Below are 19,573 nucleotides of genomic sequence, written 5' to 3'. Positions count from 1 at the left end.
GTCCCAATTTCTGCTGTTATAACGCCGGTTTGACAGCAGTTTTTGGGACATGGTCTGCAGAAAGTGGGACACGGACGGCAGAAAGTGGGACAAGGGAAGGGTGGGGAAGGGTGGCGGGGCGGGAAGGGCTGGCTGGTGGGGCGGTGCGGCGGGGGATCAGACGGTGATGGATGCCACGGCGGCGCGGAGGCGCTCGGCGGCGACCTCGGGCAGGATCTCGGCGGTCCAGGCCGACATCGCCGCCTCGGATCCGGCGAGGAACTTCACCTTGTCGGCGGCACGCCGGGGGCTGGTGAGCTCAAGGCGCATCCGCACGGTGTCGCGCCCGACGTGCACGGGCGCCTGATGCCAGGCGGCGATGTAGGGCGTGGGGGTGTCGTACAGGGCATCCACCCCGCGCAGCAGCCGCAGGTACAGCGGAGCGAGCTCATCGCGCTCCTCGGCTGTGAGGCTGGCGAAGTCGGGCACGTGCCGGTGCGGCATGAGCTGCACCTCGACCGGCCACCGTGCGGCGAAGGGCACGAACGCGGTCCAGTGCTCCCCCTGCAGCACGACGCGCTCGGACTGCTGCTCGAACTCCAGCACGCGCGCCATGAGGTCAGGGGCGGTGCGGTCGATACTGTCGAGCAGCCGCGTCGTGCGCGGGGTGATGTACGGGTAGGAGTAGATCTGGCCGTGCGGATGCGGCAGGGTCACGCCGATCGCCTCGCCGCGGTTCTCAAACGGGAACACCTGCTGGATGCCCGGCAGCGCCGACAGTGCGGCGGTGCGGTCGGCCCATGCCTCGATCACCGTGCGGGCGCGAGTGACCGACTGGGTGCCGAACGAGCCGGCGTGATCGGGGCTGAAGCAGACGACCTCGCAGCGGCCGATGCTGGTGCGGGTGCGGCCCAGCCCGAGGTGGGCGAGGTCGTCAAGCCCGCGCGGGGCGTCGGCGGCCTCGGGCGCGGTGCCGACCGCTTCGGCCAGAGCCGGGCCGAATGCGGGGGAGCGGTTCTCGAACACGGCGACGTCGTACAGCGACGGCACCTCGGAGGGGTTCGTCGGCGACTGCGGCGCAAGCGGGTCGGCGTCGGCGCTGGGCAGCATCACCCGGTTCTGGCGCTGCGTGGCGAAGGTGATCCAGTCGCCGGTGAGCACGTCCTGGCGCATGGCGGCGGTGGCGGGGCGCGGGTCGAGATCACGGGCATCCACGCGGCGGTCTGCACCGAGGGTGGTGCCCGGATCGTCGTAGTAGAACAGCTCGCGGCCATCGGCCAGGTGCGTGCTGCGCTTGACAACGCCGGCGCCAAGTTCGTCGACGCGGAGCTCCGAAATCTCGTTCGTGTTCACGTAAACACGGTAACCCCTGTGCCGTGGTAACGTCAACAAGCGCAGCGCTGAAAGAGCAGAACACGGCAAAGGGGGAGCGGATGCCACGGCAGGCACGAGTCTCGATGGCCATGGTCGCCGCCCGCGCCGGCGTCTCGGGACAGACCGTCTCTCGCGTCGCGAACGACAGCCCCCACGTCGACCCCGATACCCGTGCGCGCGTCGAGCAGGCCATGGCGGAGCTCGGCTACCGCCCCAACCGCGCCGCCCGCGCCCTGCGCACCGGACGATCGCGCACGATCGGCCTGGTCGCGACCACCCTCGCCACCGTCGGGAACTCACGGATGCTGCAGGCGGTGGCCGAAGCGGCTTCCGCCCGCGGCTACGCCCTGACGGTGGTCACGCTCGGCGCAGACGGTGCCATCGCCGAGGCGTTCGAGCGCCTGCACGATCAGGGGGTCGACGGCGCGATCGTGCTCAACGAGGCGACCGCCCTCGTCGGACAGCACGCCGACGTGGCGGGGCTGCGGCTCGTGATCGTGGATTCACCGCCCGATCCCCGTTTCGGCGTGATCGCCATCGACCACGCCGCGGGCGCCCGCGCCGCCGTGCGGCACCTGCTCGACCAGGGGCACCGCGCGGTGCACCACGTGGCAGGACCCGCCGGCTCCTACGCGGCCGCCGAGCGGGAACGCGGCTGGCGCGAAGAGCTCGAGGCGGCCGGCATCCGGGCATCCACGCCGCTGCGTGGTGACTGGTCGTCGCAGTCGGGGGGCGCATTGGCGGCGTCGCTGCCGGCCGATGCGACTGCCGTCTTCGTCGCGAATGACCAGATGGCCCTGGGCGTGCTGCACGCCCTGGCCGATCACGGCCGGGCCGTGCCGGGCGACGTCTCGGTCGTGGGTTTCGACGACGTCGCGGATGCCGCGCAGTACCGGCCGGCCCTCACGACCGTGCGGCAGGACTTCGGGGCTCTCGGCGAGCAGGCGGTGACGCAGTTGATCGCGCAGATCGAGCAGGATGCTGCGCCGTCGGATCTGCGGCTGCCGACCGCGCTCATCACACGGGACAGCGTCACCGCGCCCCGCGCTTGACGCCGCGGGAGATCAGGCCGTTGTCTCCATATCGGCGCGGGTGACCGGATGCCGCGGCGGCCGTCCGGCAACGTAGGCGACCAGCTCGTCAAGGGCCGCGTCGGCGAGGCGGCGCAGTTCGGTGCCCAGCGACCCGGCCAGATGCGGAGTGATGGTGACGTTGGGGAGGTGCCGCAGCGCGGATGCCGCCGGCAGCGGCTCCGGTTCGGTGACATCCAGTACGGCGTCCAGGCGCCCGGCGCGGCACTCGGCCAGCAGCGCATCATGGTCGAGCAGTGCGCCGCGGGCGGTGTTGATGACCGTCGCGCCGTCGGGGAGGGCGGCCAATTGGGCGGTGCCGATCATGTGGCGGGTCGACGGCAGATCGGGGGCGTGCAGCGAGAGCACGTCGAGCTGCGGCAGCAGCTCATCGAGCGTGACCAATGTCGCGCCGGCCGCGGCGACGGCGCCGGCGTCGGCATAGGGGTCGGCGACGAGCACGCGCAGGCCGTCGAGGGGTCGCAGCAGCTCGACCACGCGACGACCGATGCGCGAGAATCCGACGATGCCGACCGTGCGGTCGACATTGCCGATCGTCCGCTCGGGGGCCAGTACGTTCCCCGATTCGTCGTCGCGCACGTCGGTGTGCACATGGGCGAAGGCGCGTTTGCCGGAGAGGATGATCGCGGCGAGCGTGTACTCCGCGACCGGCACGGCGTTGGCATCCGCCGCCGAGGTCACCAGGATGCCCCGATCCCAGACCGCCTCGTCGACATGGTGTCGAACGCTGCCCGCGGCGTGGAAGATCGCGCGCAGCTGCGGCATCCGCTCCAGCAGCGCCGCATCGAAGGGCGGGGCCCCCCATGACGTGATGACGACCTCGGCCTCGGCGAGGTGCGCGGCGTGGCCGGGGTCGGTCACATCGTCGACGAGCACGGCGCCGGTGATCTCGGCGAGAGCGGCGAAGCGGGCCGTGCGTGCATCGTCGAACAGCGCCGCGAAGGAGTCGGCGGCCATCACCGCGCAGGCGCGGGGGCGGGTGGTCGGCATCCTGGGCTCCATTGCGATCTCGAGGTGGGTGCCACCTTCGTGGGCAATGACGCCAGTCTAGGCCGGAATGCGTTTACCCGCCCGATTGACGATCAGCTCGACGCGGCGACGACGAAACGCGCACGCAGGGCGCCTTCGAGCTCGTCGGTGAGTCCGAGCCCGTCGTGGAAGTACGCATCCATCGACCCGAACGTGTCGTCGACCTGCTGGAAGGCCGTGTCGAGGTACTCGCGGCGCACGCCCAGTACCGGTTCCAGGGCGCTGCGGCTGATGCCCTTCGCTTCGGCCTGCTCCAGCACCGGCTCGGTCGCCGGCGCGAGGTCGGTGTTCGTCTCGAGGTAGTCGGCGTAGATCGTCGCGTGGTCGGCGCCGAGCAGGCTGAGCAGCGACGCGGCTGCCCAGCCGGTGCGGTCCTTGCCCGTGGTGCAGTGGAACAGGGCCGCACCCTCACGCGCCGGATCAGCCAGGTCGTTGAAGAACGCCTGGTACGAGGTGAGTGCCGACGGGAGCGTGATGATGTTGCGGTACGAGTCGATCATCAGTTTGACGGAGCGGCCGTTGGCAAGCAGCTTCTCGGCCCGCGAGGGGTCGTCGAGGAGTGTGGTGATGCTGGCGGCTGCGTCGTTCACGCTGTCGGCCAGCACGTCGAGCGCGACGTCCTTCTCGCCCGAGGTGAGGCGATCGGGGGCCTGGGCGCGCTCGGCGGCGGTGCGCAGATCGAACACCGTCTGCACGCCGAGCTCGAGGTAGCGCGGCAGGTCGGCGTCGGAGAGGCCGGCCAGATCTGTGGATCGATACACGACGCCGGTGCGGAAGGTGCCGCCCGCGACGGGGAGCGTGCCCAGATCGCGGAAGTTGGGAACGGAGGTGAGGTCGACTTTGCGACTGGTCATGTCAGGGTTTCCCGTTCTGCTCAGTGGTGGGTGACGTGGTCGGAAGGGGCGCCGCGCGGAACGCCGCGATGGCGGTGTCGAGATCGGCGAACACCTGCACATCCTTGAGCGGCCCGGTGAGCCCGTAGTGGCGCAGGGTGGCCATCATCGTCGGCGCGGGGCGGGCGAAGGCGACATGGATGCCGCGCTGATCGAGGTAGTGCAGCAGGTCGACGACGTTGGCGCTGGCCGAGTAGTCGACGTGCGAGATGCTCGAGGTGTCGAGGATGAGCCAGCGCACCGGATCTTTCGCGGCCGATACGACATCCTCGACCTTGTCGATGAACGCGTTCGCGTTGGCGAAGAAGAGGTCGCCGCCGTAGCGGAAGACGATCAGGCCGGGCTCGGACTGCACGCCCGGATGCGCCGGGTCGTATGTGTAGCCGCCGCCCTGCTTCGGCACGAGCACGTCGCCGGGGGTGCGGTACTGCCGCACGATCACATCGAGCAAGGAGAGGGCCACCGCCGCGATGATGGCCGCGGTGATGCTCACCAGGAACGCGGCGAGCATGGTGGCGATCGCGACCGTGAACTCCCACCGCGTGCGGCGGGCAAGCGTGCGCAGGCCTCGGATGTCGATGAGGCTCACGCCGATCATTAAGACGACGCCGGCGAGCACCGCATGCGGCAGATCGGCGAGGACCCCGGTGGCGAAGGTGAGCACCAGGGCGGTGACCCCGACCACGACGAGGTTGGCCACCTGGGTGCGCCCCCGGGCCTGCTCGAGGATCTGCGTCTTGGTCGGTGAGCCGTTCACGACGAAGGTGCCGCTGAAGGCGGCGGCGATGTTCGCCGCCGACAGCCCGACGAGGTCGCGGTTCACGTCGGCACGCTCGCCGGCGGCCATGGCGACCTTGCGGGCGGTGGCGGCGCTCTGCGCGATCACCAGCAGAGTGCACGAGAAGGCGACGGGGGTGACGGTGATGGCATCCGCCCAGGTCACTCCGCCCGGAAAGCTCAACGAGGGCAACCCGCCGGTCACGGTGCCGATGACGGCGACGCCGTGCGAGGCGGCGCCGCTGACGATGGAGACGATGAGCAGTCCGACCACGGCGATGAGTGAGCCGGGCAGCCGGGGTGCGAACAGCTTGCCCACAAGGATGATGGCGATCGTCGCCCCACCGAAGGCGAGTGTGCTCCAGGACAGCGTCGGCAGCGCGGTCATCCAACCCCACTGCTGCTCGAGCCACGTGCTGCCCGTCGCCTTGACGCCCAGCAGCGCGGGGATCTGCCCCGAGGCGACCTGGATGCCGATGCCGGTGAACAGCCCGATGAGGGCGGGGCCCGAGAGGAAGTCGCCGAGCATGCCCAGGCGCAGGATGCGGGCGACGGCGAGGAAGAGCCCCGTGATCAGGGCCGTCAGGGCACACAGGGCCACCCACCTCTCTGAGCCGGGACCACCGCTCACGGACGTGCCGAGCACGATGAGCCCGGCGGCGAGCACGGCCGCCGTCGCGGAGTCGCCGCCGACGACGAGCGTGCGTGATGCGCCGAGCAGGGCGAACAGGGCCAGCGGCAGCAGGATCGTGTACAGGCCCGTCGCCAGGGGCGTGCGGGCGATCGAGGTGTAGCCCATCACCTCGGGGATGGCGACGGCGGCGAGCGTCAAGCCCGCGACGATGTCGGGCCACAGATATGCCCGGCGATACCCCCGCATCGAGGGAGGGACGAGCGCCTGCAGGGTCGGGAGTTTCACGGGCCGCCTTCACTTTTCTGCCGATGCTACTGCGTGGCCGGCGTGGTGGGCAGACGGTCGGCGCTTGCGTATCCGCACGGAACCTGCTTTCATATCGGAAAGCGCTTACCCATATTCAATCCGACACAGAAACGGACCACCCATGACACAGTCGACGACCCGCGAGATCGGCATCATCATGAACGGCGTCTCCGGACGCATGGGCTACCGCCAGCACCTGGTGCGCTCGATCCTCGCGATCCGCGACCAGGGCGGCATCGAGCTGCCCGACGGAACGAAGATCACCGTCAAGCCGCTGCTCGTCGGCCGCAACGAGCAGAAGCTCGCCGAGCTCGCCGCCCTGCACGGCATCGCCGACTACACCACCGACCTCGACGCCGCGCTCGCCGACCCGCAGTGGGAGATCTACGCCGACTTCCTCGTCACCAAGGCTCGCGCCGCCGCGATCCGCAAGGCGATCGCTGCGGGCAAGGCCATCTACACCGAGAAGCCCACCGCCGAATCGCTCGACGAGGCGCTGGAGCTCGCCCGCCTCGCGAAGGAAGCCGGGGTGAAGACCGGGGTCGTGCACGACAAGCTGTACCTGCCGGGCCTGCAGAAGCTCAAGCGACTGATCGACTCGGGCTTCTTCGGTCGCATCCTCTCGGTGCGCGGCGAGTTCGGCTACTGGGTGTTCGAGGGTGACTGGCAGCCCGCGCAGCGGCCCAGCTGGAACTACCGCACCGAAGACGGCGGCGGCATCATCAGCGACATGTTCCCGCACTGGAACTACGTGCTCGAGAACCTCTTCGGCGAGGTCAAGAGCGTCTACGCCCAGGCTGCGGTGCACATCGCCGACCGCTGGGATGAGAAGGGCGAGCACTACACCGCCACCGCCGAGGATGCCGCGTACGGCATCTTCGAGCTCGAGGGCGACATCATCGCCGAGATCAACTCCTCGTGGACGGTACGCGTCAACAGGGACGAGCTCGTCGAGTTCCAGGTCGACGGCACGCACGGCTCGGCTGTCGTCGGACTGTTCGGAGCGAAGATCCAGCCCCGCAACGCCACGCCGAAGCCGGTGTGGAACCCTGACCTCGAAGACAGCCACGACTACGACGCCGACTGGCAGCAGGTACCCACGAACGACGTGTTCCTCAACGGCTTCCGCCAGCAGTGGGAGGAGTACCTCACCAGCTACGTGCTCGGTACCGACTACCCCTTCGATCTGCTCGCCGGCGCCCGCGGGGTGCAGTTCGCCGAGGCGGGGCTCGCCTCGAGTGCCGAGGGCCGCAAGATCGCCATCGCCCCGCTGAGCCTGGACTGACCCGATGAGCACTCTTCGACTGCTCGGCGCCGACGGCGCCGTCACCGAGACCAGCCTGAATGAGGGCGGCGCGTACACGCGCCCGGCATCGCCACTGCGCAGTCGCGTCGCCTACGCGGCCGCGCACGTGGTGCCCAAGGCGTACGCCGACAACACCCCTGGCCAGCCCGCAGACATCGACTGGGATGCCACCCTCGCCTTCCGCCGCAACGTGTACTCGTGGGGCCTGGGCGTCGCGGACGCCATGGACACCGCCCAGCGGAACATGGGACTGGATGCTGGGGCCACCCGCGAGCTCATCGCGCGCAGCGCCGAGGTCGCCCGCGAAGAGGGTGGGTCGGTCGTGGTGGGCGTCAACACCGATCACGTCGCCGAGACGCACATCTCGCTGGACCAGGTCATCGACGCGTACAAGAGTCAGCTGCACTTCACCGAGGAGCAGGGGGCGGGGCCGGTGCTGATGGCCTCCCGCCACCTCGCCCGGGTTGCGGCATCCGCCGAGGACTACCGCCGCGTCTACCGTGAGGTGCTCTCGTCGGCGACCGTGCCGGTCGTGCTGCACTGGCTGGGCACCGCCTTCGACCCCGAACTTGCCGGCTACTTCGGCGCCGACGACTGGCAGAGCGCTGCACAGGTGCTGCTCGAGATCATCGGTGAGAACCCCGACAAGGTCGCCGGCGTGAAGATGAGTCTGCTCAACGCCGACAGCGAGATCTGGGTGCGCGAGCGTCTGCCGGAGGGCGTGCGCATGTTCACCGGCGACGACTTCAACTACGTCGGCCTCATCGGCGGTGACGCCCTTCGTCTCGCTTCGCTCGCTCAGGGACCGGACGCAGATGGGTCCCAGATGGGTGATGGGTCCCTGAGCCTGTCGAAGGGCCCGGCCCACACCTACTCCGACGCCCTGCTCGGCGCGTTCGCTGCGATCACCCCGGTAGCATCCGCCGCGATCCAGGCACTGGATGCCGGCGACCCGGCCCGCTACCTCGAGATCCTCGGCCCGACCGAAGAACTCAGCCGTCAGGTCTTCGCCGCACCGACGTTCTACTACAAGACGGGTGTTGCGTTCCTGTCGTGGCTGAACGGTCACCAGCCGGCCTTCCAGATGGTCGGCGGCCTGCACTCCGCGCGCAGCCTGCCGCACCTGAGCCGGATCGTCGAGCTGGCCAACGTCTCGCTCGCCCTCGAGAACCCCGAGCTGGCGCGCGAGCGCTGGCACGGGATGCTCCGCCTGAACGGAGTGGACGCATGAGCGCCGACCCTCGCCTGTCGATCAACCAGGCCACCATCAAGCACGCTGATCTCGCCACGGCCCTCCGGGTGACCGCCGAGGCGGGCATCCAGGCGATCGGCCTGTGGCGCGAACCCGTGAACGAGGTCGGCCTCGACACCGCCGCCCGGATGCTCGCCGATTCCGGTCTGCGGTTCACCACGCACTGCCGGGGCGGGTTCTTCACCCTTCCCGACGGGGCCGCGCGCATGGCCGCCCTCGACGAGAACCGTCGCGCCATCGAAGAGACCGCGACCCTCGCCGCATCCGGCGCCGCGGGGTCGACGGCCGTCCTCGTGCTCGTCGCAGGCGGCCTGCCGGAGGGGTCGCGTGACCTGATCGGCGCCCGCGAGCGCGTGCGGGATGCCATCGGAATCCTGGCTCCCGAGGCGAAGGCGGCCGGCGTCACCCTGGCGATCGAGCCGCTGCATCCGATGTACGCCTCGGACCGGGCCGTGGTCTCGACGCTCGGCCAGGCGCTTGACATCGCCGCCGACTTCGACGCCGACGTGGTCGGTGCCGCGGTCGACACGTTCCACATCTGGTGGGATCCGCAGGTGCTCGACCAGATCGCCCGCGCCGGCCGCGACGGGCGCATCGCGACCTACCAGGTGTGCGACTGGAAGACCCCCCTCGCCGAAGATGTGCTGCTCTCGCGGCACTACACGGGAGACGGTGTGATCGACTTCGCCTCCCTCACCCGTGCCGTGATCGACACCGGGTACGACCGTGACATCGAGGTGGAGATCTTCAACGCTGAGATCTGGGCCGACGACCCCGCTCACGTCGTGCGCCGCACCGCCGAGACATTCGGGGCGGCGATCTCGCCGCATTTGTGACGGCGCACCCGCTACCCTGACCCACACGACGGCTTCGGTTCGAGGCCGGGAGAGGAGCCTCCCATGACCGCGCCCCGCATCAGGCCCGGCCTGTGCTCGGTGACCTACCGGCAGCTGGCGCCCGAGCAGATCGTGCCGCTCACGGCCGCCGCCGGACTCGAAACCATCGAGTGGGGAGCCGATGTGCACGTCCCGGCCGGCGATACCTCCAGGGCCGCGCAGGTCGCCGCGCTCACCACGGATGCCGGACTCGTCGTCGCCTCGTACGGCTCGTACTTCCGGGCCACCGAGCGAGAGAGCATTACCGCGGTGCTCGACAGCGCCGAGGCACTCGGTGCCGACCGCATCCGGGTCTGGGCGGGCACGCGCGGTGCGGATGAAGCGACGGACGCGGACTGGGCGGGTACCGCCGAGCGATTGGCGGATGCCGCATCGGCGGCGCGCGCGCGTGGGCTCACCCTGGCGCTGGAGTTCCACGGCGGCACGCTCACAGATTCGGCATCCGGCACCCTGCGGCTCCTCGAGGCGATCGGCGACCCGAGCATCACAGCGTATTGGCAACCACGCGTCGGTGCTGCCGACGGTGCGGCGCTCGTCGACTTCGCCCTGATCGTCGACCGCGTCAGCGCCGTGCACGTGTTCTCATGGCGGCCGGCCACCGAGCGGCAGCGTCTCGCCGAGAGAGCCTCGTTGTGGGAGCGGCTGTTCGCTGCCGCACAGACCGCCGAGCGGCCACCGCGGGACGCACTCATCGAATTCGTGCCCGGTGACGATCCCGATCTCTTGGCCGCCGAGGCGGCCACTCTGCGGGGCTGGATCGACGCCGCCAGTAGGCTCGGGGCATGACTGCTGAGGCACGCCGATCGGCTCGCGGCAACGGGGGCGCCGCGCCCACCCTGCATGATGTGGCCGCAAAGGCCGGAGTCTCCCTCGCGACCGCCTCGCGGGTGCTGAACGGTTCGGAGCGGAAGGTCGCGGAGTCGTTCCGTGAGCGGGTGGAGCGGGCGGCCGAAGAACTCGGCTACACCGCCAACGTCTCGGCGCAGGCCACGGCGCGCGGCACCTCGCCGGTGATCGCGTTGCTCGTCGCCGACATCGCCGACCCCTACTTCGGTCTCATCGCTGCCGGGGTCGCCCGCGGGGCGGACGAGCAGGGACTTGTCGTCACGATTGCGATCACCGACCGCGACCCCACCCGAGAGACGCGCATCCTTCGCGCGCTGCGCGGTCAGCGGCCGCGGGGTGTCATCCTCGCCGCTTCCCGCGACGACAACGCCGAGACCACCAGCGATGAGCTGTCGGCCTTCGCCAGGCTCGGCGGGCGCACTGTCGCCTTCGGGGATGGGGCGGATCGCAGCATCCGCATCGACAACCGCGGCGGTGCCGAACGGCTCGGCGCCGAGATGGCGGCGCGGGGATACCGGCGCGCGATCGCGCTCGCCGCGGCCGATGGGGTGCGCACCTCTGATGATCGACTCGCCGGGTTCACCGCCGGGTTCACCGGCGGTGGGGGAGAGGTCGTGCGGGTGTACCGCAGCGGCTTCGCTCGCGAGGACGGCGCCGCATCGATGCAGCAGGCTCTCGATGACGGTGTCGAGCAGGGCACGCTCGTCTTCGCGCTCAGCGATGTCGTCGCGATCGGCGCGGTCTCTGCCATCCATGACGCCGGGCGTTCGGTGGGTGCCGACATCGCCGTGGCCGGCTTCGACGATGTGCCCGTGAGTCGTGATGTGACCCCTCAGCTGACGACTGTGCGCGTGCCGCTCAGCGAGCTCGGGTACCAGGCCTTCCGCGCCACCGTCGACAGCGAATGGGAGCAGGCCGATGCGCCGCTCGAGGTGATCGTGCGCGCGAGCACCCCCGATCGCACATGACCCGGGTCGTGCTGGCGCCTGACAGCTTCAAGGGTACGATCACCGCTGCGGATGCCGCCGCCGCCCTCGCTGAGGGGTGGGCCAGCGTCGACCCTGGTGCCGATTTCGTGCACCGGCCGATGGCCGATGGCGGCGAGGGCACTGTCGCCGCGTTCGATGCCGCCGTGCCGGGGGCGTTACGGATGCCGGTGACCGTGGACGGCCCCGCAGGGGCGGCGATCGAGACGGAGTGGCTGCTTCTGCCGGCATCCGACGCGGTGCCAGGCGGCACCGGCGTGATCGACCTGGCATCGACGAGCGGTATCGAGTTGCTCGACGAGCTGCGGCCGTGGGATGCCGACACCACCGGGTTCGGCCAGGCGATAGCGGCCGCGCTCGACTACGGGGTTTCTCGGCTCGTGCTGGGCATCGGATCGAGCGCCTCGACGGACGGTGGCACCGGCATGCTGAGCGCGCTCGGTGCCCGGTTCGTGGATGCCGACGGACAGCCGGTCACGCGTGGCGCCCGAGGGCTCGGCGCGCTCGCCGCGGTCGACCTGTCGGGTCTGCGGGCGGTGCCCGAGGTGCGCGTGCTGACGGATGTCACGAATCCGCTCACCGGCCCGCGCGGCGCTGCGGCGGTGTTCGGGCCGCAGAAGGGATTGGTCGGCGCTGCCGACATCGCGCAGGTGGATGCCGCGCTTGCGCGCCTGGCTGACCTGCTCGCCCTGGACGGCGCGACACCCGGCGCGGGTGCGGCCGGCGGCACGGGTGGGGCTCTCTTGGCCTGGGGCGGGGTGCTCGCTCCCGGCGCGGAGGAGGTCGCGGCGCTCATCGGCCTCGGCGACGCGATCGCCGCCGCCGACGTCGTGATCACCGGCGAGGGCTCCTACGACGGGCAGTCCGGCGACGGCAAGGTGCCCTCGTTCATCGCGGGCCTGGCGAGCGGGGCCGGCATCCCTGCCCTGATTGCCGCCGGCCGCATCACAGAAGAGGCGGATACCGCGCTGTTCGCCGCATCCGCCTCACTCACCGAGCTCGCCGGTTCATCCCAAGCCGCACTCGACGACCCCGCCCGCTGGCTGCGCCGCGCCGGCGCCCAGCTTGCCGGCGCCTTCGCTCGCTGAGCCTGGATGGGTCGCTCAGCCTGGATGGGTCGCTGAGCCTGTCGAAGCGTCCGGTCCGGATGGGTCGCTCAGCGTTGATGGGCCGCTGAGCTTGTCGAAGCGTCCCCCCGCCCTTCGACAGGCTCAGGAACCCCCCTTCGACAGGCTCAGGGACCGCCCTTCGACAGGCTCAGCGCCGTAGGACTCAGCTGCCCAGCGCTGCCGAGACGACGGCGCGGGCCTCCTCCTGCACCTGTGCGAGGTGCTCGGGGCCACGCAGGCTCTCGGCGTACAGCTTGTACACGTCCTCCGTGCCGGAGGGGCGGGCCGCGAACCAGGCGTGCTCGGTCTGCACCTTGAGCCCGCCGATCGGCGCGCCGTTGCCCGGTGCGTGCGACAGCTTCGCGGTGATCTCCTCACCGGCGAGGGTGGTCGCGCTGACGGCATCCGGAGCCAACTTGCCCAGCGCCGCCTTCTGCTCCGGCGTCGCCGGTGCATCCACGCGCTGGTAGGTCGAGGCGCCGAAGGCCTCTTCGAGCTCGCGGTACCGCTCCGAGGGGCTCTTGCCGGTCACGGCGATGATCTCCGCCGCCAGCAGGCACAGCAGGATGCCGTCCTTGTCCGTCGACCACACGCTGCCGTCGCGGCGCAGGAACGACGCACCGGCCGACTCCTCACCACCGAACGCGACCGTGCCGTCGAGCAGACCGGGCACGAACCACTTGAAGCCGACGGGGACCTCCAGCAGACGACGACCCAGCGACTCCGCCACGCGGTCGATGATCATCGACGACACGAGGGTCTTGCCGATCGCGGCATCCCGCGGCCACTCGGCGCGGTGCGAGAACAGGTAGTCGATCGCGACAGCCAGGTAGTGGTTGGGGTTCATCAGCCCGGCATCCGGGGTGACGATGCCGTGCCGGTCGGCATCCGCGTCGTTGCCGGTGAGCACGTCGTAGTCGCCGCGCTTCGCGACGAGCGACGCCATCGCGTTGGGCGAGGACGGATCCATGCGGATCTTCTCGTCCCAGTCGAGCGTCATGAACCGCCACGTCGGGTCGACCTCGGGGTTCACCACGGTCAGATCGATGCCGTGCATCTCGGCGATCAGCTGCCAGTACTCCACCGAGGCGCCGCCCAGCGGGTCGGCCCCGATGCGCACGCCGGCCTTCTTGATCGCGTCGATGTCGATGATCGACGGCAGATCGCGCACATAGGCGTCACGGAAGTCGTACGACGGGATCGCATCCCAGTCGACGTCGGCGAAGCGTTCGCGCTTGACGCCCTCCAGGCCTGCGGCGATGAGCTCGTTGGCGCGGTTGGCGATCCAGCCCGTGGCATCCGTGTCGGCGGGGCCGCCGTTCGGCGGGTTGTACTTGAAGCCACCGTCGCGCGGTGGGTTGTGCGACGGAGTGACGACGATGCCGTCGGCGCGGCCGGGGTCGTTCGCGGCGCGGCCACGGTTGTAGGTGAGGATGGCGTGACTCAACGCGGGTGTCGGAACCCATGCATCGCGCGAGTCGACGCGCACGTCGATGCCGTTCGCGAGCAGCACCTCGATCGCGCTGCGCTCGGCGGGGAGAGAGAGGGCGTGGGTGTCACGGCCGAGGAACAGCGGGCCCTGGATGCCCTGCTGCGTGCGGTAGTCGACGATGGCCTGCGTGGTCGCGAGGATGTGGTCCTCGTTGAAGCTCGACGACAACGACGAACCGCGGTGGCCGCTCGTGCCGAACACCACGCGCTGCGTCGGCTCGGCCGGATCAGGGTGGCGGTCGTAGTAGGCGGCGATCAACTCGTCGACATCGATGAGGTCTTTTTCCTCCGCGGGGAGGCCGGCACGGCTGGTCATGCAGACAGTCTGCACGCTGTCGCCCCGGATCGCATCCGACGTGACATGGGAAAATCAGCGCCGAGGTGTGAGGGCTAAGGTGAAACGCGTGACCGAACGCCGCACCTACAGCTATCTGGGCCCTGCAGGAACCTTCACCGAAGCAGCGCTCGACCAGGTGCCGGAGGCGCGCGGTCACGAATGGCGGCCGGTGCACAACGTCGGTGAGGCGCTCGCCGACGTGCTCGAGGGCCGCAGCGACGCGGCGATGATCGCCATCGAGAACTCGATCGAGGGTGGTGTGTCGACCACTCTCGACGCCCTCGCCACGCTCCCCGGACTGCGGATCGTGGGCGAGTACCTCGTCAAGGTGAACTTCGTGCTGGTCGCAGCGCCCGGCACCCGGATCGATCAGGTGCAGGTGATCGCCGCGCATCCGGTCGCCTATGCCCAGTGCCACGGATGGTTGGGCGCGCACCTGCCGCAGCATTCGCATGTGCCGGCATCGAGCAATGTGGCATCCGCCATCGGCATCCTCGATGGCAGCCTGCCCGCGGAGGCCGCGATCGCCGCCCCCGGCATCGTCGCGCACCATGACGTCGAGGTGCTGGCCGAGCAGATCGGCGACAACGACAACGCCGTCACCCGGTTCGTGCTCGTCACGCGTACGACGGCGCCGGCGGCACCGACGGGTGCCGACAAGACCTCGCTCATCGTCGAGCTGCCCGTCGACCAGCCGGGCGCCCTGCTCGAACTGCTCGAGCAGTTCTCGACGCGCGGTATCAACCTTTCGCTCATCCAGTCGCGGCCGATCGGCGATGAGCTGGGCCGGTACCGGTTCGTGCTGGATGCCGACGGCCACATCCACGACGAGCGCATGGCCGACGCGCTGCTCGGCATCCGCCGGTTCAGCCCGCGCGTGGTGTTCCTGGGTTCGTACCCTCGTGCGGACCGCAAGATCGTGCACTACCCCGAGCGCTATGCCGACGAGGTCTTCGTCGAGGCCCGCGACTGGCTGCGCGCCCTCGTCGCCGGCGCCCCCGACGCCTGACCCCGGGCCGGGTCCTCGCGCGCGGTGTTCACTTTCGTAGGTGCGCCGCGCGCGGTGAGCGCAAACGCGCCTGAATCCACGATGGCGGATGCTTTTCTGCTCACTCGGCATCAAGGCCCGCCCGCGCGCCGCCCACGCCACGTGCACCCGCGCACGCCGCGTGCACCCGCCCGCGCCACGTGCCGTCGCGCGCAGTGAGCGCAAATGCGGCTGAGATCGCGGTAGGGGATGCGTTTCTGCTCACTCGGTGCGCGAAGTGCTGCTGCGGGAGGAGATTGCGCGGCGCAGACGAGTCAGGAATGACGCTGCTCCTGGACCGAGGTCGTGTTGCGTCAGGCGGATGACGATCCACCCGCAATCCTCGAGTTCGCGTTGCCTACGGATGTCGAGGCGCCATTGACGGGAGTCCGTGCGATGCCCGTCTCCCTCGTACTCCACGGCGATGCGCAACTCGGGGTAAGCGAGATCCGTGCGCGCGACCAGGTGTCCGTCCAGGCGCACTTCGTACTGTACGACCGGCTCCGGCAACCCAGCCCGCGTGATCAGCATCCGGGTTTCGGTCTCTTTCGGCGACTCAACGCCAGCGCGCGCTTGCAGCAGGGCTCGTCGGATCATGCGACAACCCGGGAACGCTCCCCACTCTGCGAGCCTGTCGGCGATGTCGGTCGCAGTGAACACCGGCCGCCCTTCGTGCAGACCGGGGTAGTTATCCGCCGGGCTCAGAAGCGCGTCGATGATGACCACGATCTCGAGGGGACCGAGAAAGCGGGCGCTGCTGAACAATGCGGCGATCGGGTCGACAACCGGCAGACCGTGCACGCTCCAGGTGACCGCGCGCTCGCGCGCGAGCCGAACGCCGTGAACGCCGGCCGCGCGCGACTGGCCGGAGCCGGTCGGGGATGCAACCGTGAGTGCTTCGTCCGACCGCCAGGGTCGGTGCAAGGGGAGCCCCCAGCACCGAAGCGCGGTGAGCCCGCTGAAGCGCTGTCCGGCCACGAGTCGCGTCGCGGCGCTATGCGCGAGCGCCGCGAAGGTGTCAGGCGTCGCCCGCGCACGCACTCCGTGGAACGGGCGGGCGAGGTCCCGAGCGTCGAGGCGCCCGCGGCCGATTCCGAGCGCCGCGGCATCCTGAACAGAGAACGCCGTGCCCAGCGCCCCGGGCAGATCGATGCGGTGTCGCATCCACCCATCGTGATCGTCACCAGGGTGCCCGCGGATGCGGGTGCTCGGGAGCGGTGCACAACTTCTGCAACGCGCCTCTTGTGGAGAACGAAGGCTTCAGGCGCTCCGTGCACCCGATGAGCGGCGCGGTGAGCGCAAATGCAGCTGGATCGCGCGATTTGGATGCACTTCTGCTCACCGCGTGCCGCGCGGCCAGCACCGCGCGGCCGCCACGCGCGGCTACCGCGCGAGCTGCTCCAGGGTCTGCAGGGGGCCGGCGGGTGCGTCGAGGGGCTCGTCGGCGTAGGCGCCGGCGACGGGGGAGATCATGACCTCGTCGACGCCGTAGCGTGCGGCGAAGGCGGACAGATCGGATGCCACCGACGCGCCCGTCCCGATGAACCAGTTGCCGCGCACGGTCTCGATGAGCTGCTGCTCCTCGGCGTCCGCGTCGGCGCGCAGCCCGGCCACCGCCTCTTCGACGGTTTCGAGCGCCCGCAGGGGCCGGCCGCGACGCAGACGTGCCATCGTGCGCAGCTGCGGCAGGGCGCGGGCCTCCGCCTCATCGGCCGTCGGCGCGGCCACCGCGTTCACCGTCAGGAACGTCACCGGCTCCGGGTGCGCCTCACTCGGCTGGTAGCCGGTGCGGTACAGGTCGAGCGCACGCTCCAGGCCCTGCCCGGAGAAGTGGTTCGCGAACACGTACGGCAGCCCCAGAGAGGCGGCCAGCTGTGCGGAGTAGTCGCTCGAACCGAGCAGCCAGATCTGCGGAGCGCCGGATGCCGCCGGCGTCGCCCGCACCCCGTACTCGCCACCCGACGTGAACTGCACCGTCGCGCCGTCGGGCTGCAGCATGAGCGCGATGTCCTGCACGTGCGAGGGGAAGCGGTCCACATCGCCCGCGGTGCCTGAGGCGCGCAGCAGCTGGGTGATCACCGGATCGCTGCCGGGCGCGCGCCCGAGGCCGAGGTCGATCCGCCCGGGGGCGATCGCCTCGAGAGCGGCGAACTGCTCGGCCACGATCAGTGGCGCATGGTTGGGCAGCATCACGCCGCCCGATCCCACCCGGATGCGCTGCGTGCGCGCGGCTGCGGCCGCGATGAGCACCGGGGGAGTGGTGGATGCCACGGCCGGCATGTTGTGGTGTTCGGCGAACCAGTAACGGGTGTACCCGAGGGCATCCGCGTGCTGCGCGAGCGCGAGCGAGGCGGCCACCGCCTGCGCGCTGGTCTGCCCGCTGCGCACGGGGACGAGGTCAAGAACGGAGAGCTGCGGCATAGTCATCACCAAGGTCAACCGCCGGCCTCACGGCTCCATTCCGGCTCTTCCGCACCCCGTACGATTTCGGCATGGATGCCGAGATCTTCTACGTGCTCGTCGGTGCGGTCGCCGTGGCGGCTATCGCCCGCTGGAGAGGGTGGCCGTCGCCCCTGCTGGTCACGGTCGTCGCGCTCGCCGCATCCTTCTTGCCGTTCGTGCCCGAACTCGAGATCGACGGCCACGTGCTGCTCGCCGTCGTGCTGCCGCCGTTGCTGTACTCGGCGGCCCTCGACGTCTCGTTCGTGAGTTTCACGAAGGCGCTGCCGCAGATCCGCCGCCTCGGCATCGGGCTGGTGCTGGTCACCGCGGTGGCCGTGGGGCTCATCGCCTACCTGATCATGCCCTCGCTGACCCTGCCGGGGGCTCTGCTGCTCGGCGCGATCGTCGCCCCGCCGGATGCTGTCTCGGCCGCCGCCATCGGACGCAAACTCGGGCTTCCCCGCCGTGTGATGAACGTGCTCTCCGGTGAGAGCCTGATCAACGACGCCACCTCGCTGACGCTCTACCGGGTGTTCGCGGCGATCCTCGCCGGCGCGACGCTCAGCGTGTGGGACGGCATCTGGCAGTTCATCGTCGCGGTCGTCGTCGGGGTGGCCGTGGGTCTTGTCTTCGGGATCGGCCTGCACCAGCTGCGCATGCGCCTGCCGGATCCGGTCGTCAATGGCACCTTCGGCCTGCTGGCTCCCTTCGGCGCGTACGCGATCGCCGAGCATCTGCTGGGGTCGGGGGTACTCGCGGTCGTCGCGATGGGTCTGTTCGTCGGGTACAACTCCCCGCAGACGAGCTACACCACCCGCCAGCAGGAGAAGCCGCTGTGGCAGTCGATGGACTTCCTGCTCGAGGCGTTCGTCTTCGCCTACATCGGCCTGCAGCTGCCTCGTGTGCTCACGGAGCTCGGCGAGGGAGAGGCCGGCACTGTGCTGCTGCTCTCGGTGGGCGTGCTCGTCACGGTGCTGGTGGTGCGGCCGATGTTCGTCTTCCCGGCGTCGTCCTGGGGCAAGATGTGGCAGCGTGCCGCGCTGCGCCGCTGGGAGCGCGCCGAGGCGAGCGGGCGGCTCGAGCAGTGGCAGCAACGCTCCACCGAGCGTCCCGGCCGGTTCCGGCCGCCGCTCACGCGTGAGGAGCTGCAAGCCGAACACAGCAAGACCCACCTGTCGTGGCGCGACAACGCGGTGATCTCCTGGGCGGGCATGCGGGGCGTGGTGACGATCGCGATCGCGGTGGCGGCATCCGATCTGGCCGGATTGAGCTCCGCATCCGCACACGCGATCGTCGTGGTCGCGTTTGTCGTGACCGTCGGCACTCTGCTGCTGCAGGGCCTCACGCTGCCGGCTCTGATCCGTGCGCTGGGCGTGGTCGATGCCTCCGAGGCGCAGGAGGATCAGCGCGAGATCGCCGAGGTGCGCTCCCGCACCCGCGAGGTGGGCAAGGCCTATCTGCGCAAGAAGCGCGTGGCCTGGGCGGCCGAGCGCGGCGAGGATCGCCTGCCGGCGTTCGATGCGTTCGCGCAGCGCCTGGTGCGCGTCGAGACGGATGCCGAGGGCTCGCGCCGCGAGGACATGCGCCCCACCTATGACGAGTTCTCGACGATGTCGCGCGGGTGGCTGGCGGTGCGCCGTCGGATCGTGCTCGAGGAGCGGGATGCCGGAAAGCTCAACGAAGAGGTGATGCGTGAGCTCATCGACGAGATGGATGCCGAAGAGCTGACCCTCGACGCGAAGGGCGCCCTGCGCCCCACCCCCTCTTCGCCGTAGTCGCTCGACGGCCTCTGGACGCG

Annotated in this window: 16 protein-coding genes; 9 read left to right on the top strand and 7 right to left on the bottom strand. The window is 70.2% G+C overall.

Features of this window, described 5'->3' with window-relative positions:
* Positions 1-156: 156 nt before the first annotated feature.
* On the bottom strand, positions 157-1,332 hold the full coding sequence (galT, locus tag WDU93_RS01250; RefSeq protein ID WP_337316539.1) for a galactose-1-phosphate uridylyltransferase: 1,176 nt from the start codon (positions 1,330-1,332) through the stop codon (positions 157-159).
* 80 nt (positions 1,333-1,412) lie between these two features.
* Here galT and WDU93_RS01245 point away from each other — a divergent pair, with 80 nt between their 5' ends.
* Positions 1,413-2,405 (top strand): LacI family DNA-binding transcriptional regulator, encoded by a 993-nt coding sequence (locus WDU93_RS01245; RefSeq protein WP_337316537.1) that lies wholly within the window; start codon positions 1,413-1,415, stop codon positions 2,403-2,405.
* Positions 2,406-2,417: 12 nt separating this feature from the next.
* Here the strand turns inward: WDU93_RS01245 and WDU93_RS01240 are convergent, their stop codons facing one another.
* From WDU93_RS01240 to WDU93_RS01230, 3 genes are all read right to left on the bottom strand, one after another.
* Positions 2,418-3,434: a hydroxyacid dehydrogenase gene (locus tag WDU93_RS01240; RefSeq protein WP_337316535.1), complete on the bottom strand. Its 1,017-nt coding sequence runs from the start codon at positions 3,432-3,434 to the stop codon at positions 2,418-2,420.
* A 92-nt stretch (positions 3,435-3,526) separates the two neighbouring features.
* A complete protein-coding gene (locus tag WDU93_RS01235) occupies positions 3,527-4,327 on the bottom strand; it encodes a tyrosine-protein phosphatase (RefSeq protein ID WP_337316533.1) in 801 nt (266 codons plus the stop codon).
* 1 nt (position 4,328) lies between these two features.
* Positions 4,329-6,062, bottom strand: coding sequence for a SulP family inorganic anion transporter (locus WDU93_RS01230; RefSeq protein ID WP_337316531.1), 1,734 nt, complete (start codon positions 6,060-6,062; stop codon positions 4,329-4,331).
* A gap of 142 nt (positions 6,063-6,204) precedes the next feature.
* Here WDU93_RS01230 and WDU93_RS01225 point away from each other — a divergent pair, with 142 nt between their 5' ends.
* The 6 genes from WDU93_RS01225 to WDU93_RS01200 all read left to right on the top strand — a co-directional run bounded on the left by WDU93_RS01225 (position 6,205) and on the right by WDU93_RS01200 (position 12,457).
* Positions 6,205-7,368 carry a Gfo/Idh/MocA family protein gene (locus tag WDU93_RS01225; protein WP_337316529.1) on the top strand — a complete coding sequence of 388 codons (1,164 nt, stop codon included), beginning with the start codon at positions 6,205-6,207 and terminating at the stop codon, positions 7,366-7,368.
* A gap of 4 nt (positions 7,369-7,372) precedes the next feature.
* Entirely contained in the window at positions 7,373-8,620 is a 1,248-nt protein-coding gene (locus WDU93_RS01220; RefSeq protein WP_337316527.1) for a dihydrodipicolinate synthase family protein, read from the top strand.
* Positions 8,617-9,477, top strand: coding sequence for a sugar phosphate isomerase/epimerase family protein (locus WDU93_RS01215; protein ID WP_337316525.1), 861 nt, complete (start codon positions 8,617-8,619; stop codon positions 9,475-9,477). Before WDU93_RS01220 ends, WDU93_RS01215 begins: the two co-directional genes overlap by 4 nt.
* Positions 9,478-9,540: 63 nt before the next feature.
* Entirely contained in the window at positions 9,541-10,323 is a 783-nt protein-coding gene (locus WDU93_RS01210) for a sugar phosphate isomerase/epimerase family protein (RefSeq protein ID WP_337316523.1), read from the top strand.
* Positions 10,320-11,351 (top strand): LacI family DNA-binding transcriptional regulator, encoded by a 1,032-nt coding sequence (locus tag WDU93_RS01205; RefSeq protein ID WP_337316521.1) that lies wholly within the window; start codon positions 10,320-10,322, stop codon positions 11,349-11,351. Before WDU93_RS01210 ends, WDU93_RS01205 begins: the two co-directional genes overlap by 4 nt.
* Entirely contained in the window at positions 11,348-12,457 is a 1,110-nt protein-coding gene (locus WDU93_RS01200) for a glycerate kinase (protein ID WP_337316519.1), read from the top strand. The genes WDU93_RS01205 and WDU93_RS01200 overlap by 4 nt, the downstream gene beginning before the upstream one ends.
* Before the next feature lie 184 nt (positions 12,458-12,641).
* Here WDU93_RS01200 and pgm read toward each other — a convergent pair whose 3' ends face one another.
* The gene (pgm, locus tag WDU93_RS01195) at positions 12,642-14,285 is read right to left on the bottom strand and encodes a phosphoglucomutase (alpha-D-glucose-1,6-bisphosphate-dependent) (protein ID WP_337316518.1); all 1,644 of its coding nucleotides are present in this window, start codon (positions 14,283-14,285) and stop codon (positions 12,642-12,644) included.
* Between the two features lie 79 nt (positions 14,286-14,364).
* Between pgm and pheA the strand changes: the two genes are divergently transcribed.
* Positions 14,365-15,315, top strand: a complete 951-nt coding sequence (pheA, locus tag WDU93_RS01190; RefSeq protein WP_337316516.1) for a prephenate dehydratase — start codon at positions 14,365-14,367, stop codon at positions 15,313-15,315.
* Between the two features lie 240 nt (positions 15,316-15,555).
* Here the strand turns inward: pheA and WDU93_RS01185 are convergent, their stop codons facing one another.
* Both WDU93_RS01185 and WDU93_RS01180 read right to left on the bottom strand, forming a co-directional pair.
* Positions 15,556-16,497, bottom strand: a complete 942-nt coding sequence (locus WDU93_RS01185) for a hypothetical protein (protein WP_337316514.1) — start codon at positions 16,495-16,497, stop codon at positions 15,556-15,558.
* A gap of 219 nt (positions 16,498-16,716) precedes the next feature.
* Positions 16,717-17,760 carry an LLM class flavin-dependent oxidoreductase gene (locus WDU93_RS01180; RefSeq protein WP_337316511.1) on the bottom strand — a complete coding sequence of 348 codons (1,044 nt, stop codon included), beginning with the start codon at positions 17,758-17,760 and terminating at the stop codon, positions 16,717-16,719.
* A gap of 65 nt (positions 17,761-17,825) precedes the next feature.
* On the opposite strand from WDU93_RS01180, the gene WDU93_RS01175 reads away from it, so the two are divergent.
* Complete coding sequence (locus WDU93_RS01175) at positions 17,826-19,550, top strand: cation:proton antiporter (protein ID WP_337316508.1); 1,725 nt, start codon at positions 17,826-17,828, stop codon at positions 19,548-19,550.
* Positions 19,551-19,573 lie beyond the last annotated feature (23 nt).

The sequence above is a fragment of the Microbacterium istanbulense genome (assembly GCF_037204145.1).
Taxonomy (GTDB): domain Bacteria; phylum Actinomycetota; class Actinomycetes; order Actinomycetales; family Microbacteriaceae; genus Microbacterium; species Microbacterium istanbulense.
The sequence above is the reverse complement of the archived record's forward strand: the minus strand, read 5'-3'. Positions and strand labels throughout refer to the sequence as shown.

Excerpts from the sequence above, each read along its gene's own strand:
- WDU93_RS01245 (WP_337316537.1), top strand. The coding sequence starts at position 1,413 with ATGCCACGGCAGGCACGAGTCTCGATGGCCATGGTCGCCGCCCGCGCC.
- WDU93_RS01240 (WP_337316535.1), bottom strand. The coding sequence starts at position 3,434 with ATGCCGACCACCCGCCCCCGCGCCTGCGCGGTGATGGCCGCCGACTCC.
- WDU93_RS01235 (WP_337316533.1), bottom strand. The coding sequence starts at position 4,327 with ATGACCAGTCGCAAAGTCGACCTCACCTCCGTTCCCAACTTCCGCGAT.
- WDU93_RS01225 (WP_337316529.1), top strand. The coding sequence starts at position 6,205 with ATGACACAGTCGACGACCCGCGAGATCGGCATCATCATGAACGGCGTC.
- WDU93_RS01220 (WP_337316527.1), top strand. The coding sequence starts at position 7,373 with ATGAGCACTCTTCGACTGCTCGGCGCCGACGGCGCCGTCACCGAGACC.
- WDU93_RS01215 (WP_337316525.1), top strand. The coding sequence starts at position 8,617 with ATGAGCGCCGACCCTCGCCTGTCGATCAACCAGGCCACCATCAAGCAC.
- WDU93_RS01210 (WP_337316523.1), top strand. The coding sequence starts at position 9,541 with ATGACCGCGCCCCGCATCAGGCCCGGCCTGTGCTCGGTGACCTACCGG.
- WDU93_RS01205 (WP_337316521.1), top strand. The coding sequence starts at position 10,320 with ATGACTGCTGAGGCACGCCGATCGGCTCGCGGCAACGGGGGCGCCGCG.
- WDU93_RS01200 (WP_337316519.1), top strand. The coding sequence starts at position 11,348 with ATGACCCGGGTCGTGCTGGCGCCTGACAGCTTCAAGGGTACGATCACC.
- pgm (WP_337316518.1), bottom strand. The coding sequence starts at position 14,285 with ATGACCAGCCGTGCCGGCCTCCCCGCGGAGGAAAAAGACCTCATCGAT.
- WDU93_RS01185 (WP_337316514.1), bottom strand. The coding sequence starts at position 16,497 with ATGCGACACCGCATCGATCTGCCCGGGGCGCTGGGCACGGCGTTCTCT.
- WDU93_RS01180 (WP_337316511.1), bottom strand. The coding sequence starts at position 17,760 with ATGACTATGCCGCAGCTCTCCGTTCTTGACCTCGTCCCCGTGCGCAGC.
- WDU93_RS01175 (WP_337316508.1), top strand. The coding sequence starts at position 17,826 with ATGGATGCCGAGATCTTCTACGTGCTCGTCGGTGCGGTCGCCGTGGCG.